15 protein-coding genes are annotated in these 15,932 nt (G+C 39.2%); 5 read left to right on the plus strand and 10 right to left on the minus strand.

All coding sequences use genetic code 11. The features are described from left to right. The first annotated feature begins 11 nt into the window (after positions 1-11). The 3 genes from BMW38_RS10165 to BMW38_RS10175 are packed head-to-tail and all read left to right on the plus strand — an operon-like array spanning position 12 to position 2,302. On the plus strand, positions 12-800 hold the full coding sequence (locus BMW38_RS10165) for a crotonase/enoyl-CoA hydratase family protein (protein WP_092707637.1): 789 nt from the start codon (positions 12-14) through the stop codon (positions 798-800). 34 nt (positions 801-834) lie between these two features. Continuing rightward, on the plus strand, positions 835-1,719 hold the full coding sequence (locus BMW38_RS10170) for an alpha/beta hydrolase family protein (RefSeq protein WP_092707639.1): 885 nt from the start codon (positions 835-837) through the stop codon (positions 1,717-1,719). 22 nt (positions 1,720-1,741) lie between these two features. Then, the gene (locus BMW38_RS10175) at positions 1,742-2,302 is read left to right on the plus strand and encodes a TetR/AcrR family transcriptional regulator (RefSeq protein WP_092707641.1); all 561 of its coding nucleotides are present in this window, start codon (positions 1,742-1,744) and stop codon (positions 2,300-2,302) included. A gap of 44 nt (positions 2,303-2,346) precedes the next feature. Here the strand turns inward: BMW38_RS10175 and pgaD are convergent, their stop codons facing one another. From pgaD to BMW38_RS10200, 5 genes are all read right to left on the minus strand, one after another. Beyond that, a complete protein-coding gene (gene pgaD / locus BMW38_RS10180; RefSeq protein WP_213031140.1) occupies positions 2,347-2,766 on the minus strand; it encodes a poly-beta-1,6-N-acetyl-D-glucosamine biosynthesis protein PgaD in 420 nt (139 codons plus the stop codon). A gap of 88 nt (positions 2,767-2,854) precedes the next feature. Further along, entirely contained in the window at positions 2,855-4,111 is a 1,257-nt protein-coding gene (gene pgaC / locus BMW38_RS10185; protein ID WP_092707643.1) for a poly-beta-1,6-N-acetyl-D-glucosamine synthase, read from the minus strand. 13 nt (positions 4,112-4,124) lie between these two features. Further along, positions 4,125-6,119: a poly-beta-1,6-N-acetyl-D-glucosamine N-deacetylase PgaB gene (gene pgaB / locus BMW38_RS10190; protein WP_092707645.1), complete on the minus strand. Its 1,995-nt coding sequence runs from the start codon at positions 6,117-6,119 to the stop codon at positions 4,125-4,127. A 244-nt stretch (positions 6,120-6,363) separates the two neighbouring features. Further along, complete coding sequence (locus BMW38_RS10195) at positions 6,364-6,702, minus strand: FKBP-type peptidyl-prolyl cis-trans isomerase (protein WP_002117532.1); 339 nt, start codon at positions 6,700-6,702, stop codon at positions 6,364-6,366. Between the two features lie 86 nt (positions 6,703-6,788). After that, on the minus strand, positions 6,789-7,319 hold the full coding sequence (locus tag BMW38_RS10200) for a YaeQ family protein (RefSeq protein ID WP_092707647.1): 531 nt from the start codon (positions 7,317-7,319) through the stop codon (positions 6,789-6,791). Positions 7,320-7,506: 187 nt separating this feature from the next. On the opposite strand from BMW38_RS10200, the gene dctA reads away from it, so the two are divergent. Then, positions 7,507-8,769 carry a C4-dicarboxylate transporter DctA gene (gene dctA, locus BMW38_RS10205; RefSeq protein ID WP_092707649.1) on the plus strand — a complete coding sequence of 421 codons (1,263 nt, stop codon included), beginning with the start codon at positions 7,507-7,509 and terminating at the stop codon, positions 8,767-8,769. Between the two features lie 43 nt (positions 8,770-8,812). Here dctA and BMW38_RS10210 read toward each other — a convergent pair whose 3' ends face one another. Beyond that, complete coding sequence (locus tag BMW38_RS10210; RefSeq protein WP_139193536.1) at positions 8,813-9,811, minus strand: CobW family GTP-binding protein; 999 nt, start codon at positions 9,809-9,811, stop codon at positions 8,813-8,815. A 495-nt stretch (positions 9,812-10,306) separates the two neighbouring features. On the opposite strand from BMW38_RS10210, the gene BMW38_RS10215 reads away from it, so the two are divergent. Then, complete coding sequence (locus tag BMW38_RS10215; protein ID WP_016138977.1) at positions 10,307-10,507, plus strand: hypothetical protein; 201 nt, start codon at positions 10,307-10,309, stop codon at positions 10,505-10,507. A gap of 114 nt (positions 10,508-10,621) precedes the next feature. Here the strand turns inward: BMW38_RS10215 and BMW38_RS10220 are convergent, their stop codons facing one another. The 4 genes from BMW38_RS10220 to BMW38_RS10235 all read right to left on the minus strand — a co-directional run bounded on the left by BMW38_RS10220 (position 10,622) and on the right by BMW38_RS10235 (position 15,826). Then, on the minus strand, positions 10,622-11,137 hold the full coding sequence (locus tag BMW38_RS10220; RefSeq protein ID WP_003653152.1) for an acyl-CoA thioesterase: 516 nt from the start codon (positions 11,135-11,137) through the stop codon (positions 10,622-10,624). A gap of 253 nt (positions 11,138-11,390) precedes the next feature. Further along, positions 11,391-12,005, minus strand: a complete 615-nt coding sequence (locus BMW38_RS10225) for a MarC family protein (RefSeq protein ID WP_003653161.1) — start codon at positions 12,003-12,005, stop codon at positions 11,391-11,393. An 11-nt stretch (positions 12,006-12,016) separates the two neighbouring features. Next, entirely contained in the window at positions 12,017-14,083 is a 2,067-nt protein-coding gene (locus tag BMW38_RS10230) for a choline transporter (protein WP_092707651.1), read from the minus strand. 120 nt (positions 14,084-14,203) lie between these two features. After that, on the minus strand, positions 14,204-15,826 hold the full coding sequence (locus BMW38_RS10235) for a BCCT family transporter (RefSeq protein ID WP_092707653.1): 1,623 nt from the start codon (positions 15,824-15,826) through the stop codon (positions 14,204-14,206). Between the last annotated feature and the right edge of the window lie 106 nt (positions 15,827-15,932).

Here is a 15,932-nt window from a genome sequence, read left to right on the forward strand (position 1 = left end):
GACATCACAACATGTCAAATCAAGAAGGAAAAGTTAGCCGTGAAACTCGCGGACATATTTTTTTAATTGGACTAGATCGGGCAGCAAAACGTAATGCCTTTGATAGCCACCTGATTAAAGATTTATCACTAGCGCTCACCGAATATGAAAATAATGATGATCTGCGCTGTGCGGTTATCTTTGCTCATGGCGACCATTTTACGGCTGGTTTAGATCTCGTAGAGTTACAACCTAAGCTTGCTACAGGTGTTTTTGATTTTAGTGATGAAGAAGTAAACCCTTGGGGCACTGTGGGTCGAAAACTGAGTAAACCTTTAATTGTTGTGGTACAAGGCTATTGTTATACCGCTGGTATTGAACTCTTTCTGAATGCAGACATTGCTTTAGCAAGTGAAAACACTCAGTTTGCACAAATGGAAGTTCAGCGCGGCATCTTACCTTTTGGTGGGGCAACAGCACGTTTTACTCAAGCCGCAGGTTGGGCCAAGGCCATGCGCTATTTACTGACTGGCGACCCTTTTGATGCAAAGGCCGCCTTGGATATGAACCTGATTACAGAAATATGCCCTGAAGGTACTCAATTAAACCGTGCAATTGAACTCGCTGAACATATCGCTCAAGCTGCACCGCTTGCTGTAAAAGCCACCCTTGCCTCTGCACGTGAAGCCATCAATGAAGGTTATCAAACTGCATTTAACCAGTTACAAAGTCATCTCCATCCCTTATTAAAAACTGAAGATGTACAAGAAGGAGTTTTTGCCATGTTGCAAAAAAGACCTCCTGTTTTTAAAGGTAAATAACTTTCATCACGCTAGAAAAATAAAGAGAAAAGCAATGAAATTAGTAACTCAAACTAATGATCAGCTTAGCCAAAATGTACAATTTCCAGCTTTAGATGGCTATCAACTGGGTGGTACACGTTACTTTACTACGACACCAGCTAAAGCCAATATTGTCGTTGCTGGAGCTACTGGCGTACCACATGAATTTTACCGTCGCTTTGCTGAATATATGACGCAATATGGTTATCAAGTATTCACCTTCGATTATCGAGGTGTGGGGAAATCGAGTCCCAAATCTTTAAAAGGATTTGATATGTCTTATTTAGACTGGGGACAATATGACTTAGCAGGTGCAATTGAATATTTATCACAAGAACCCCTACCTCTTTTAATGGTGGGTCACTCTTACGGCGGTCATGCATTAGGGCTATTACCTAATCATGATAAATTATTGGCCTGCTACACGTTTGGCACTGGGGCTGGCTGGCACGGCTATATGCCGCTTAAAGAACGTTTTAAAGTTCAAGTGGTCTGGAATATTGTGTTTCCACCTATCGTTGCTGTGACAGGTTATTTGCCTTGGAGCAAATTTAATATGGGTTCTGACTTACCTCTCAATGTTTATAAACAATGGCGAAAGTGGTGTAAAAATCCTAAGTATTTTTTTGCTGACCCTGAACAACAACATTTAATTGAACAATATGCTTCTGTCAAAACACCAATTTATGCAGTATCGGCACTTGATGATGACTGGGCTTTGCCAGCTTCTTGCCGTGCATTTATGCAACATTATCGACAAGCCCCTGTCACCTACATTAGCCTTCAACCTCAAGATGTTTATATGAAAGCCATTGGCCACATGGGCTATTTTAAAAAAGGTGCCGAACACATCTGGAGTAAAATCCGTACTACTTTTGATGATTTGGTAAAAGTCTGATTTATGTTTTGGATAATTTAAGATGAGACCGCAGAAACTTGCGAAAGAAGAATTGCTCAAGCACTGTGCTTTGCAGTTTAAAACCTATGGTTACGCAGGCACCAGTATGGACATGCTGGCAAAGGCTTGCTGCCTAACCAAAGCTTCTTTTTATTATTATTATCCAAACAAAGAAGCACTATTGCTTGAAGTGCTCAATAGCACTCATCAGTATTTGATTCATTCTTTATTTGGAAATACGGTAAAGTCTGAACTCTCAGCTATTGAACGGTTTGAGCAAATGCATGAGTGTGCTGTTCATTTTTTTACACAAGGTGTTAACGGCTGCTTAATAGGTATCATTTCTATGGAAGCAGCATATGGTTCACCTAAAATTTTAGCCAAAATACGCAGCATTTTTGAGGACTGGCAACTTGCAATTCAGTCTATTTTTGCGAAGTGCATGACCGAAGATCAAGCAGAGATTTTAGCAAAACAAAGTATTGCTGATTATGAAGGTGCGATCTTGATGTACCGTGTCACCCATGATGAGTTTTATATTAATCAAGTCAAACAACGAATTCTTGGACTTCTCAGTTCATAAAAAATAAAGCCCACTTCAAGTGGGCTTTATTTGATTAATAAGGCTTATTCAACTCTAACGATTTTACCTAGTTCATCGTGGTGAACGACTGTAATTTTTTGGCTACGACCCTGCTCAATTTCATGTTCAGGTAAATCAAAATAGCATGCATAATCATCAGTCTGTTTCATTTTAAGCGCATTACCACCGACACGACGCTCCGGTAGCACATGGCTCCACAACAATAAACAAATTGCACAAGCAATTAATGCTGTAAGGCCATGTTCAATTCCTAAACCAAAGGCACTAAATAAGCGGTGTACCAAATGAGTTTTTTGTAGTTCAACCAATAGCCATACAAACACGAACGGACGCCACAACAACAACCAGACCGCCCACATCATGGCTGTGCTTGTTGTAGAAGCATAGCGTTTATGCCATGGTAATTGACGGCGTAAATCAATAATCAACGAATCTGTCTTCATTTCTCTCTTTACCTAACGGAGTGCTGTGGTTTTTCCCCAGACATCAATACAGCACGATCTTTAAAATTTCATGACTTTTGCATTTCATCTAGCGAATGCCCCGATCTGGGCTCACCCAACGTGCTCGTTTCTCATCTCCACGTCGTAAGACTCTTGGAAATGCCACAATGGTTGCCGAAATCGTAATTAACCAAAAGACTAATGGGTACCAAATCATCCAGAAATAATTTTTTCCTAGGTTTGGTTCATAACGACTATCCATCCATTTGCTTAAAGCAAACTGAATTAGACAGGTTGCCCCCAATAAAATACCGCTACCATACGGTAAAAATGGAGAGCTCACAACGGCTAGTGCTGGTACTGGTAGAATAAAATGGGCCAACCATAATATAGCCATCGCTAGCATTAAATATGACCACACTAATGTTAAGCAAAGCTCAAACATTAAAGGCCATAAAAAATTCAATTTCGGCTTGGTGAATACATCAATATTTTTAATTAATACTTGTGCGCCACCCATTGCCCAACGTAAACGTTGTTTCCACAACCCATTTAAGGTTTCAGGCATTAAAATCCAGACCAAAGCATTCGGTTCAAACTCAATATCCCAACCTGCACGCTGTAACTTCCAAGTAATATCGATATCTTCAGTCAACATATTTGGTGACCAATAGTCGACTTGGTGAACGGCGCTTTTACGAAAAGCCGTAATTACACCTGATACAGTAAACAAGCGACCAAAGGTACGTTGTGCACGTTTAATCATACCCACAATCGAAGAAAACTCACCGACCTGAATACGCCCTAATAAAGTTGAGCGAGTGCGGATACGCGGGTTTCCAGTCACCGCAGCAACAGTCGGATTTTCAAGAAAATGACGAATCATCCACTTTGCTGCATGTGGATCAAGTAAAGCATCACCATCAATACCAATTAAAAACTCGGCATCGGTCATTAAGCTTCCGGCTTGCAACCCCATGGCTTTACCTTGGTTTTGAGCCAAATGAACAACTCGAAGTTTTTCATGTTGTTCAGCTAAACGGTCGAGTACTTCGCCTGTATTATCTGAGCTACCATCATTAATCGCGATGACTTCAAAGTGAGGATAGTCCAGTTTTAAAGCATGGCTAATAGTTTCTTCTGCATTATCCCCTTCATTAAAACAAGGAACTAATACAGCGACTTTTGGATAACTTTCTAATGGAGCTGGTTGATCGTAAGGCGGAGCCTGACGTTCTTTCCAATAGAAAATGATCGCACCCATCATCCATAAATACGACATGAATAATGGATAATAAAAAACGAATTTTAAGGCATGCGACCATATTGCAGCAAAGATTGTCATGTTTCAGCCCCGACTACGGCACAAGACGAGATGATTTTTCAGCAAATGCTTTATGCATTACGTCAACATCCGGATGATCTTTAATTGGGTCATCAGGGTAATATCCAACATGCATTACACCTTGCTGATAAAGAGAATGAATCGTTGCTGCCATTTCAGCTGAAGGTACCTTTTCGTTTTTACGCCAGTCGGTTGCCTGTAATTCAAAAACGGTTTTCTTGATGCCATTCGGGTATTGTTTTACCCGATCAACCATATCTTTATAGAATTGATCAGCATTATCGACCTGTTCCATATAAGGCATTGCCATAATAGCTGTAAAATCATAACGCTTTAATGACTCTTCAAGAGATTGAGAGTACCAATTTTCCGCATATGGTTTTAAAGCAACTTGAGCATATAAATTGCGTGCAGTCACCAAGAACGGTTCATATTGTCGCACGTCATCAACGAGCTGCATTGCAAAATCATCTAGATATTTTGTCTTATATGCGGTCCACTTCTGTAAGTCTTGATCGTTTTCACGGATTTTTGCTAAATCTGTTGGCAAACCTTGTTTCGCATAGGCTTTTAAAGCATCAGGGCTTGCATCTTCATAATCAGATAATGTCACGTCATCATGGAACAAGAGGCCATTAAATGGCGTTGATTTTGCCAAATCCTGATAAATTTCACGAATCGTTTGACGTGCATCGGCTGAGAATGGACTTAAACGGATATACCCCATGTTAAGGTGTTCACCTGCTTTTTCCTGCTGAGTCACCACCAAGTCCTTAGAAACAGGATCAGTTTTTGGTAGTTCCCACGCCAATAAAGGCATCCATGCATAAATACGGCTTACAGATGTGCGCGTTTGAATTTGCCATGCAACACGGTTAAACAAGTCTGCACGCATTGGAATATGACGGTTTGGGAAATAAACCATATCAGCAGAACCATTCGCATCCGGATCTGAAAATGCCTGTAAATAAACTGTATTTACACCCATGCCATTAATTCGATCTAACAAGTGCCCTAAATTACGCTCTTGTTGTTTCGGGTCTGGATCATAAATATAGTCCAGATCAATATGCATGATTTTTTGCGGACGATTATTATCCGTTAAATTTAATTCACGGTTTTTAATTTCTTGAGCCAAATCATCAGTTGTCATTCCGCCTTCTACCAAAATACGGCTCATATTTTGTAGAGATTGTTTTGCATGGTCTGCCCCATCATCAAGCGTAATGGTCACTGGCATGCCAAGTTTATTTGCAATTTGAACAGTCTGCATATTATAGCGACCATATGGCCACACCATAATACGTGGTGAACGTAAGCCATGCGCTTTTAATAAGTCATTATTCTTTTTCAGGTCGTTATAGATTCGTGCCTGATATTGTGCATCGTTCTCATATGTTTGTGTTTTAACATCATAAAAACGTGTGGTCGCAGCAGGTTCAGAGTTGCCTTGCGGGTTTCCTGTAATACCACGATGCAAATGATAGCTATGATTGGCGATTTCGACTAAACCGCTGTCTTGCATCTCTTTAAGCTCATTCCAGCTCAAGATCTTATCGCGAGAGATTTCCTCGCCAGAGAAGTCAACTTTTTGGCCAGCTTTTGGCTCTAACCATGAACCGACTACAGCCAAAACAACCGGAATCTTTTTTGCTTTAATAACAGGATATGCATTTTGATAAAAAGACTGATAACCATCATCTACAGTCAATAATACTGGCTTAGTCGGCAGTTGATATTTGCCTTGATGCGCACGAATTAATTGATCAACGGTAATAAAATGGAAACCATTCTTTTGCAACCATTCAACGTGCTGTGTAAATTGTTGAGTAGTGACCGCATACTCAGGAATCATTGCATTTTTTGTATCAGTAATTTCATGATAGCCAATGACCGTAAGTGTTGAAGCATCAATTTTTTGTGGTTTAGCCAATGCCATACCAGACATGCCAGTAAGGGCCAATCCAAGCGTAAGATTCAACAAAGGAGATGCAAAGCGGATAATCATGAAATAGCGTCTCAATAACAATATAGATTATTTATGTGAAATTTGATGTTAAGGCGCAAACTTTCTGAAATTTGGTCTTAATATCATCCTGCCCACAAATGAACAGTTTTTCAGTCAGCATTTATAATCAAATAACCTGAAAATAAGCTTAAATATTCAAAAAGCTAAAATATAAATTATTAATGTATTTATATTTAAAGCTCATATAAACAAGAAAGCCCTCTAAAGGGCTTTAAGTTTTTCACTAGTCACGAGTTTTGACATCAAATAATTCAATTTCAAAAATTAAATTAGAATTAGCTGGAATAATCTTACCCATTTTACGCTCACCGTAAGCTAAATGAGCAGGCACGATTAATTTACGTTTACCACCAACTTTCATTCCCATAATGCCTTGGTCCCAGCCTTTAATGACACGGCCTGTTCCAATCACGCATTCAAAATAATTACCGCGGTCGATTGAGGAGTCGAATTTTGTACCGTCTTCTAACCAACCAGTATAGTGAGTCGTAATCAAAGCACCTTTAACCGCTTCTTTACCTTCACCTACTTTTAAATCGATAATTTCTAATTCATTTGACATGGTTTACCCCTTAAACAGAATCTTTAAATAGCAACTGGTACTTAGTGTACCAATTGAATCTGTAGAATTTGTTGCGCTTTTCTATTTTACTGTAACTGCGTCCACACAACATTTGCCTGACCCTTTTCACCTAAAAGAGTCCACTCTGTATCCATCACATTTAACTGTAGCTGCATGGTACGTTCACAGAGTTGTTCTAGCTCAGCTGTGCTTGCAGGTGCGATTTGCCAAACCTGAACGTTACTTAACGTTTTAATTTTGCTATTTCTCTTCCACCACTCTTCGACTTGTGTGCCATACACAACAATCGCAACTTGTTTACAGCGTGCACTCGCTTTTTTGACTTTATCTTCCGAAGGTAAGCCCACTTCAATCCATGTTTCTAACTGACCCGTTAAATCTTTTTGCCATAACGCAGGTTCATCAGTTTCAAAAAGGTCTTTTGTAAACTCAAGCTCGTCACTTGCAAAACGGGCAAAGGCCATCAAACGAACCATTAACCGTTCTAAAGTTTCAGAAGGATGTAAGGCAAGCGTCAGCTGGTAATCACCATAAATATGGTCATCCATATTGGCAATATTCAAGTCTACCTTATAAATTGTTGCTTTAAGCGCCATGATTAATATGTTCCAAAATTTGGCGCTAAGGATACTCGATTTTAGCTAAAAATTATAAAAAAACTGAGTAATGCAAAACATCCCGATGGCGAAATTTGCATATTCTTCCAAAACGCTCCACTTATTTTAGAGTTGGCTGGCTTTTTGCTTAGAAGAGATATTCTCCTCTTTCTAAAATTGATGACTTATGTGGCAAAAGCTCAAGCGTAGTTTATTTTTACAGGTTCTTTGTGCTCTCTTTCTTGGTGTTGCAGTTGGAGCTAGTTTTCATGATTTCTCCCTATCTTTAAAGCCATTGGGTGATGGTTTTATTTCTTTAATTAAGATGCTGATTGCACCAATTGTGTTCTGTGTGGTTGTGCTCGGTATTTATGGTGCAAATGACATCAAAAAAATGGGCAAAGTCGGTGCAAAAACCATTCTGTATTTTGAAGTGGTCACCAGTATTGCTTTAGTTTTAGGCATTGTGGTTGCCTATGTATTCAAGCCAGGCGTTGGCATGAACATCGATATTACTCATTTGGATGCAAAAGATTTAAGTACCTATACCGAACGTGCACATGAAATGCACACAGGTTCGGAATTTCTGCTCAATATTATTCCAAAAACCTTCACGGCTGCTTTTGCAAACGGCGATATTTTACAAGTTTTATTAATCGCTATTTTATTTGGTGTAGCACTACTTTTAATTCCTAAACATTTGGCAGAGCTGGTACGTCAGGCTTTGGAAGCTTTTTCTGAAGTCTTCTTTAAAATTATGGGACTGATTATTCGTTTAGCGCCTATTGGTGTGTTCGGATCAGTGGCATATACCACTGCCAAATTTGGTTTAGATTCACTTCTACAATTGGGTTATTTAGTTTTACTGTTTTATGCAACCTGCATTTTATTTGTCGTTATTGTTTTAGGTTCAATTTTAAAACTCACAGGCCTCAATATCTTCAAATTTGTGGCTTATTTTAAAGATGAATTAGCCATTGTTTTGGGTACGGCATCTTCTGACTCTGTTCTTCCCCAAATTATGAAAAAACTCAGAAATCTGGGAATTAAAGATTCAACTGTAGGACTGGTTATCCCAACTGGTTATTCTTTTAACCTAGATGGATTTTCAATTTACTTAACTTTAGCTGTTATTTTTATTGCACAAGCCTGCAATATTGATTTATCTACGCATGACTTGCTGGCTATCTTGCTGGTTTCGCTCATTACTTCTAAAGGTGCACACGGTATTCCCGGCTCAGCTTTAGTTATTCTTGCAGCAACACTTTCAGTTATTCCAAGCCTCCCTGCGATTGGCTTAGTACTTCTACTTTCAGTCGACTGGTTCATTGGCATTATTCGTGCCTGCACCAACTTGATTGGTAACTGCGTGGCGGCCGTAGTGATTGCGCATTGGGAAAAAGATATTGACCATGCCCAAGCTAAAGCCGTGCTAAATACCAAACCTTAAATCTGTTCTAGAGAACATTGAATCATCTTTGGCTCAATGTTCTCTAGTCTTCAATTCGGCAATTCAACAAATCAGTTTCAAATGCCAACCAATCATGTTCATGTTGGCTAATCATTTCAATCCGGTTATCAATTCCCTCTTCGCCAGACTTATAATTAAATTGCTGAGGATTAAAGTTAAAGGTTTTCCAACCTTGATCTGTATTAAAAATTCCCTTAATTCGTAGCCAATCTTTTTGTGCACATAACACATCAAGCAAAGCATAAAACTCAAACTTCCAGCGTTTAGGTAATTTCCAACCCGCCACAATATAACCTTGTGCCGACTCCACATAATGATACGGTAACTGCTGAATTTCTTTCACGACCTCAGTTTCAGTCATTTGTTTTTGAAGTTTAAGTAAAGGTTGAATGGAACGCTCTGTTAAACGAGCAGCCACATCAATTTTATTTAACGCTAACTGACCATGTTCAGTTTTAATCCACTCTTGTTGATAAGGCTGATATTCTTCTTTTAATAACTCAAGTGCCTGATCATCTTCAAAAGTCATCACATCAGTATGTGACACCACCACAATTTGGGCAGCTTTTAACTGATCTTCATAAAGGTTTTGCTTTACCCAGTTTGTATCATGCAAACGGCTACCATCTACAACAGTAATTAATGCTCGCATGGCTAAACTACTTTGCCAATGCGGCTCAGTCAGTTGATCCAATAACTGCGAAGGATGCCCAAGTCCAGTCGGTTCAATAAATAGTCGGTCTGGCTTTTGTTCACTCAATAAACGAGCTAAAGCAATATGCATAGGCAATTGACTGCTACAACATAAGCAACCACCTAATAACTCTTTGACTGCATATCCCTCATCTTGAGGTAAGAGTTGTTGGTCTACTCCAATTTGCCCAAACTCATTCATTAATACAGCCCAGACCTCATCTTTAGGCTTCTGACTTAATAAATGCTGCAATAACGTGGTTTTTCCCGCTCCTAAAAAACCGGAAATAATATGGGTAGGAACAGTTTTTTGGGCAATAAATTTCACAAGTCACTCAAACTAAAACAGTCTAAAACATTTTAGGTATATCACTCTTTTTTGTCATGTAAATGATTTTTAAACTTGGCCGATGATTTTTTAATTTTTACTTAACAAACCAAAAATGAGACTTACATCTCACTTAAAATCTAAATTAACTTTAGATAATTACAATTCAAACGGAATATTCTATTTATACGCATTCACAATTCATGCCAGAGTGTTAGGTTTACGTAACACAATTGGTTTTTTTTCATTCAAGAAGAAATATTTTTACACATTTTAAGGTGTATTTAAGCCAGTTAACTTTACAGATTCCGCACATAAACGGCCCGTATATTTCATATTGTTAAGATAGGCGTAATAGATTGTTAAGTTAATTGATGTAATCCCAAGCTCGGCTTAGCATGTGTCCTAGCTTAGTCATTCAGCCATACACGTTTCATGTAGGTATGAACGATTAGGTTTGATTTACTTTTTTAATGAATTTAAGGATGCCATAAAATGAAATTAGCTAAGACTCTACTTGCAACAACTTTAGCTTTAACTGCTGCTTCAACTTTCGCTGCTTCTAAACATGAACAAGCACACAGCACTGCTGGTGAAGAGAAAGTTGTTGTTTCAACTCAAGAACAAGCAAACACAGCAAATGCTGCATCTGATGCTGTAGGTTCTGCTTCTGAAGCTGCTCCTGCAACTCGTTAATTCTCTCAGCACTCTCCTCCAAGCTCAGAGATAATTTTACTGAAATGAAAAATGGATGCTGAATTTCAGTAAAGAAGAAAAGGATCGAACCATGCTGCGGTTCGATCTTTTTTTTTAAGAAGATTTTTTATACATACTACAAGATGGGTTGTGATTTTCTTGTAGACGTAAAACCTTACGGTGCTCGGCTGCTTCAAAGCGGCAACGTTTCCACTCAGTATTTAGATTTAATTGAGGCACTTCACATGGCTTGCTCTGTTCATCAACAGCAACCATGGTGAAATAACAGCTATTGGTATGGCGCACTGTACGCTTCTGGATATTTTGGGCTTCAACGCGTATTCCCACTTCCATTGAAGTACGGCCTACATGGTTAACACTTGCCAAGAAGGTTACCAGCTCACCCACATAAATAGGTTCTTTAAAATTCACCTTATCTACAGATAAAGTCACCACGTAGCCACCCGAATAACGACTTGCGCAAGCGTAAGCAACTTGGTCTAGTAATTTTAGAATCGTACCACCATGAACATTACCTGAAAAATTTGCCATATCAGGCGTCATCAAAACTGACATCGTCAATTCAGACTGATCATCAGTTGCTGTGGTTATTTCATCTAATGTAGGCATAGCTCAACTCTGTGTCTTAAAACAAGCTCAGTCAACATTATGGTTGATAATTCACAAAAAAAACATGATTAAATCCACAACATGGCATTGTATTTTTTAATATCTCTGATTGTTTTTTAAAATCTAATTTTTTAAAGCATTATTTTTAAAGTTATTTTTTTATAGCTGCATTATTTATTTTAAAGTTTTATAGAACATGCTATGCCATTTTATTCCACGCTTAATGGCATAGCAGAGTCTTACAGATCACTTTCTATACTTTAGTAATAACGCCTGTCACACCATTAATAATCATATCAATGGCGATCGTTCCGATTAATAAAGCAGATAAACGTCCCACAATATCGAAATAGCGGTCGATATGCTTGGCATGTTTATAGCGTAAATGATCATGTGAAAATTTCATCAAAATCAAAATACTACAGGTTAAAAACAAGGTGAAGGCAATCACTAGGGCTGCCTCACCAATTGACATTTCAATGCCTGTAACCACAGCGGCACTAATAGTTCCGGGGCCAATCATAAATGGCATTGCAATGGTGCCAGCCAGATGTTCTGGTGCTCCACGCATTTCACCAATCGTATCGGCACCCTGAAAAACATAGCGATAGCCAATGACCAAAAAGATAAGGCCTCCAAAAATCTGGAAGGCTTCAAAACGTACATTCAGATATTTACTAAAAATTGTTTCGCCGCCCCATGCAAATAGCATGAACACAACAAAAGCAATCAAGCTTCCCTGAATCAGTGCTTTATTAAACACCTTTGTTTCTGAATGGCGGATTAGGCCAATCATATAAATGCTCATTAAAAATGGATTGAGCAAAGAGAAAAATAAAGCAAAAGAATGTAGATAAGGAGAAGCCATGCATTGTCCTCTTAAGCTTGTGGATCTGGGAACAAAGGTCGGTTCCCTGGGCTAATACGATTAATATGTAAGAACGTCATATGTCTTTCATATTTATCTAAAATGTCATTAATAACCTGTTCTTTACCGTAACCCACTAGGTCGTTATCTTGAGAGCCATCATAAAGATAGGTTTCAAGTCGGTAATAGAACTGTTTACCCCGTTTCACACGTTGACTGAAATTCGGTGCGCTATAGCGTACAGGCCAGATCTGGTAAACGAAGTTTTGTTCTTCTTCCAAATGAATAGTGAAGTCCAGATGATAAAGCGTGTCTTCATCTTCGAGTAACGTTTGCTGCACGTCCACATTCATTCCCTGCTTAATAAGTTCATCAGCAACGGCCTGAACTGCTGGTCGGCAGACAGTGTCCAACATGCGCAGAGTTTCAGTGGTTCCCGGATGATGCATCACTCGGGTTAAACGCTGTTTCCAATTCAGAATATCAACGTTCCCTACCACTGGAGCTGCATTCATACTTCGGCTAGCCTGCCTGTAATCTTCAAGCCTTAAGGACTTATAAAGTCCGGCCATGACAAGGAACATCACGAAGCTAAACGGCAATCCCATAATGATGGTTGCGTTTTGCAAAGCCGTAATCCCGTTGGTCATCAGCATCGCTAACGTAAGTAAACCAATGGCAATAGCCCAAAACACACTCAACCAACGCGGAGCATCATTATCAATATGCGTTAACTTAGTGGTGAAGTTCCCTAGAACCAGCGCTCCCGAATCGGCAGAAGTCACATAGAACAAAAGCCCTGTTACGGTGGCAATTGAAGCAATAAACGTAAAGCCCGGATATTGTGCTAACAAATCATAAAAACCATGAGCCGGATTCGCCAACACAGTAGCAGCTAAGGTTTGGTTCCCTTCAAAAATAACGCTGTGCAACGCACTATTACCAAAAATAGAGAGCCACGTAATCGTAAATAAAAGTGGGATAATTAAAGTACCAGACACAAACTCACGAATGGTACGCCCTCTTGAGATACGCGCCAGAAAAAGTCCTACAAATGGAGACCACGCAATCCACCATGCCCAGAAGAACAAGGTCCAGCTACTCATCCACTCTTTAGGCTGTTCAAACGCAAAACTTTGTAAGGCCAAAGACGGGAAACGACTTAAATAATCACCAACATTTTGAACAAGGGCATTGAGTAAAAACTCAGTATTTCCCAAGAACAAGATAAACAGTAAAAGGCCGATCGAAACATAAATATTGATTTCAGATAAAATCCGCAGGCCTTTATTGACCCCAGATGTCACCGAAATAATACTGATCCCAACTGCGATGGCAATCAGGGCAAACTGCATCCAGATATTCTCTGGCAACCCCAATAACACATGTAGTCCATAATTTAGCTGTACCACCCCAATCCCACAGGTCGTTGCAATACCAAAAATTGTCCCGATAACGGCAGCTGTATCAACACTATGCCCAATTACACCGTTAATTCTTTGACCAAAAATTGGATAGAGTGCAGAGCGAATGGTAAGCGGCAGATTATAACGATAGCTAAAATATCCCAATGACATGCCAATCAAGGCATACATACACCAACCAGTTAAACCATAGTGGAACAATGTCCAGACCATACTTTGACGTGCAGCTTCATAAGTCTGAGCTGCACCTACTGGTGGTTGCATATAATGAGATAAAGGCTCAGCGACCGAGAAGAACATTAAATCGATACCGATACCGGCCGAAAATAGCATGGCAGACCAACTGAGTAAACTAAACTCGGGTTTTGAATGCTTAGGTCCTAATTTAATACTGCCATATCTTGAACAGGCAATAAAAATCACAAACGCCATGTAAAGTGTTGCGGCAAGCAGGTAATACCAACCAAAGGTTGAGGTTACCCACTGAAGTACGGTGTTCATGATTCGGTTTGAAAAATCATTGAACAGAAACGTGACGAGAGAAAAAATTAAAATAAGTACAGCTGAAAAATAAAAAACCACACGGTTGAGCGGGTCTTTTTTAGATTTAGATAATGTTAAATCATCAACTGCTCTTGGATTATCTGTTGCCATACAATCCTCAAGGAATAAAAAGTAAAAACAAAATATTTAATTTCGTCTTTTCACTATTCAAAACAATGAAAAGACGACTTTAAACGCAAAAAAATAATATATAGATGTGATCGGTTGAGGTTATAAAACCTCAGTCACTTTATTCTGGTCACAGTTCGATGAGACCGAAATGTCTTTTGAAACAGCTAACTGCTTTTTCACTAATTGAGGGTCAAAATCATCTTGCTTTAACGCTTTGGCTAAACCAAACATATAAAGCAAAATAATGACTGAAAATGGTAAACCACATAACACCACAGCGCTTTGCATGGAGTTAAAACTACCGGCTAGTAACAAGCCAATACTTACAATGGTAATTACCACAGACCAAAAGACGCGTAACCAGATCGGTGAATCACTATCATTGGTGCCCCCTTTTGAGGACAAATTAGCGATCATTAGTGTACCAGAGCCAACTGGTGTCAAAAATAAAACGAAACAAATTACAACAACAATGCCAGCAACATAAGGATTAAATGGCAGATATTCGAGTAGCTTAAATAAAGATAATGCTGGATCAGTTAAGACCATATCACCCAAAACTTTCTGTTTTTGGTTCAAGATAAAGTAAATTGCCGTATTTCCAAAAACCGAGATCCAAGCCAGCGTAAAGCCGAGTGGAATCAGACATACACCCAGAATAACTTCCCGAATCGTACGTCCTTTTGAAATACGGGCAATAAACATTCCTACAAAAGGTGCCCAAGCAATCCACCATGCCCAATAAAAGACTGTCCACGAACCTAACCAGCCACTTGCCTTCTGGTTGTATAAATACATATCAAAGCTTTTACCAATAAAATTGCTTAGATAATCACCCGTATTTTGCACAAAACCATTTAATAAATGATTTGTAGGACCCGTTAAAAATACGAATAAAAGTAAGGCATAGAGCAGACGTAAATTAATACGAGATAACCATGCCAGACCTTTTTCGATGCCGACCACTGTCGTAATCGTGGCAACAAACATCATGACCAAAACGGCAGTAATTAAGGTCACAGAGTTATCAGGAATTTGAGGAAGTAAATAGCAAATACCAGATACGAGTACCAAAGCACCAATTCCTAAATTGGTGACCAAGGAAATAACCGTTGCTAAAATTCCAAAACCATCAACAAAATCTCCCACTAAGCCATGGACACGCTCTCCAAAAATTGGATAAAGCGCCGAACGTAAGGCTAAAGGTAGGTCTTGTCTAAAAGCGAAGTAACCTAGAGTGACTCCAAGCAATGCATAAAGTACCCAGCCATGAATCCCCCAATGCAAAAAGCTATAGGTCATGGCATTTCGGGCAGCTTGAATGGTTCCAGCCTCACCTTCTGGTGGCCTCAAGAAGTGATCAACAGGTTCGGCAACGCCATAATAAAGTAACGCAATCCCAATACCTGCCGAGAACAGCATTGAAGTCCATGCCAGATAAGTAAACTCGGGTTTGTCGTCGTCTTTTCCTAAGGGAATCTGCCCCACTTTTGAAAAAGCGAGCCAAGCCACAAAACCTAGACAAAGCACAATCACCAGCATGTAATACCACCCGAAAAAGTGATTTACTTGCTCTTGTATATAGGTCAACCAAAACTGACTTTTTTCTGGAAACAGCACAAAAAGTAGGCCGAAAATGCCAATACTGATGGCCGAACTCCAAAATACAAAACGATTTAACCGAATATGGTCTGAAGAATATCTATCACTTTTCAACACCATCTTATTGCTCCTTGCAATCGGTGTATTTTCTCAAAATAACGTGATAAGTACGGTACTTATGCGCATCATCCTATCCTTAAGAATCTTCGATTTTACCTCTTTATTC

It is taken from the genome of Acinetobacter sp. yr461 (genome assembly GCF_900110445.1).
Classification (GTDB): Bacteria; Pseudomonadota; Gammaproteobacteria; order Pseudomonadales; family Moraxellaceae; genus Acinetobacter; species Acinetobacter calcoaceticus.

Bases quoted from the DNA above. Each gene is read 5' to 3' on its own strand.
- pgaC (WP_092707643.1), bottom strand. From the start codon at position 4,111: ATGACAATCTTTGCTGCAATATGGTCGCATGCCTTAAAATTCGTTTTT.
- BMW38_RS10235 (WP_092707653.1), bottom strand. From the start codon at position 15,826: ATGGTGTTGAAAAGTGATAGATATTCTTCAGACCATATTCGGTTAAAT.
- pgaD (WP_213031140.1), bottom strand. From the start codon at position 2,766: ATGAAGACAGATTCGTTGATTATTGATTTACGCCGTCAATTACCATGG.
- pgaB (WP_092707645.1), bottom strand. From the start codon at position 6,119: ATGATTATCCGCTTTGCATCTCCTTTGTTGAATCTTACGCTTGGATTG.
- BMW38_RS10195 (WP_002117532.1), bottom strand. From the start codon at position 6,702: ATGTCAAATGAATTAGAAATTATCGATTTAAAAGTAGGTGAAGGTAAA.
- BMW38_RS10170 (WP_092707639.1), top strand. From the start codon at position 835: ATGAAATTAGTAACTCAAACTAATGATCAGCTTAGCCAAAATGTACAA.
- BMW38_RS10165 (WP_092707637.1), top strand. From the start codon at position 12: ATGTCAAATCAAGAAGGAAAAGTTAGCCGTGAAACTCGCGGACATATT.
- BMW38_RS10175 (WP_092707641.1), top strand. From the start codon at position 1,742: ATGAGACCGCAGAAACTTGCGAAAGAAGAATTGCTCAAGCACTGTGCT.
- BMW38_RS10200 (WP_092707647.1), bottom strand. From the start codon at position 7,319: ATGGCGCTTAAAGCAACAATTTATAAGGTAGACTTGAATATTGCCAAT.
- BMW38_RS10220 (WP_003653152.1), bottom strand. From the start codon at position 11,137: ATGCCTACATTAGATGAAATAACCACAGCAACTGATGATCAGTCTGAA.
- BMW38_RS10225 (WP_003653161.1), bottom strand. From the start codon at position 12,005: ATGGCTTCTCCTTATCTACATTCTTTTGCTTTATTTTTCTCTTTGCTC.
- BMW38_RS10215 (WP_016138977.1), top strand. From the start codon at position 10,307: ATGAAATTAGCTAAGACTCTACTTGCAACAACTTTAGCTTTAACTGCT.
- BMW38_RS10230 (WP_092707651.1), bottom strand. From the start codon at position 14,083: ATGGCAACAGATAATCCAAGAGCAGTTGATGATTTAACATTATCTAAA.
- dctA (WP_092707649.1), top strand. From the start codon at position 7,507: ATGTGGCAAAAGCTCAAGCGTAGTTTATTTTTACAGGTTCTTTGTGCT.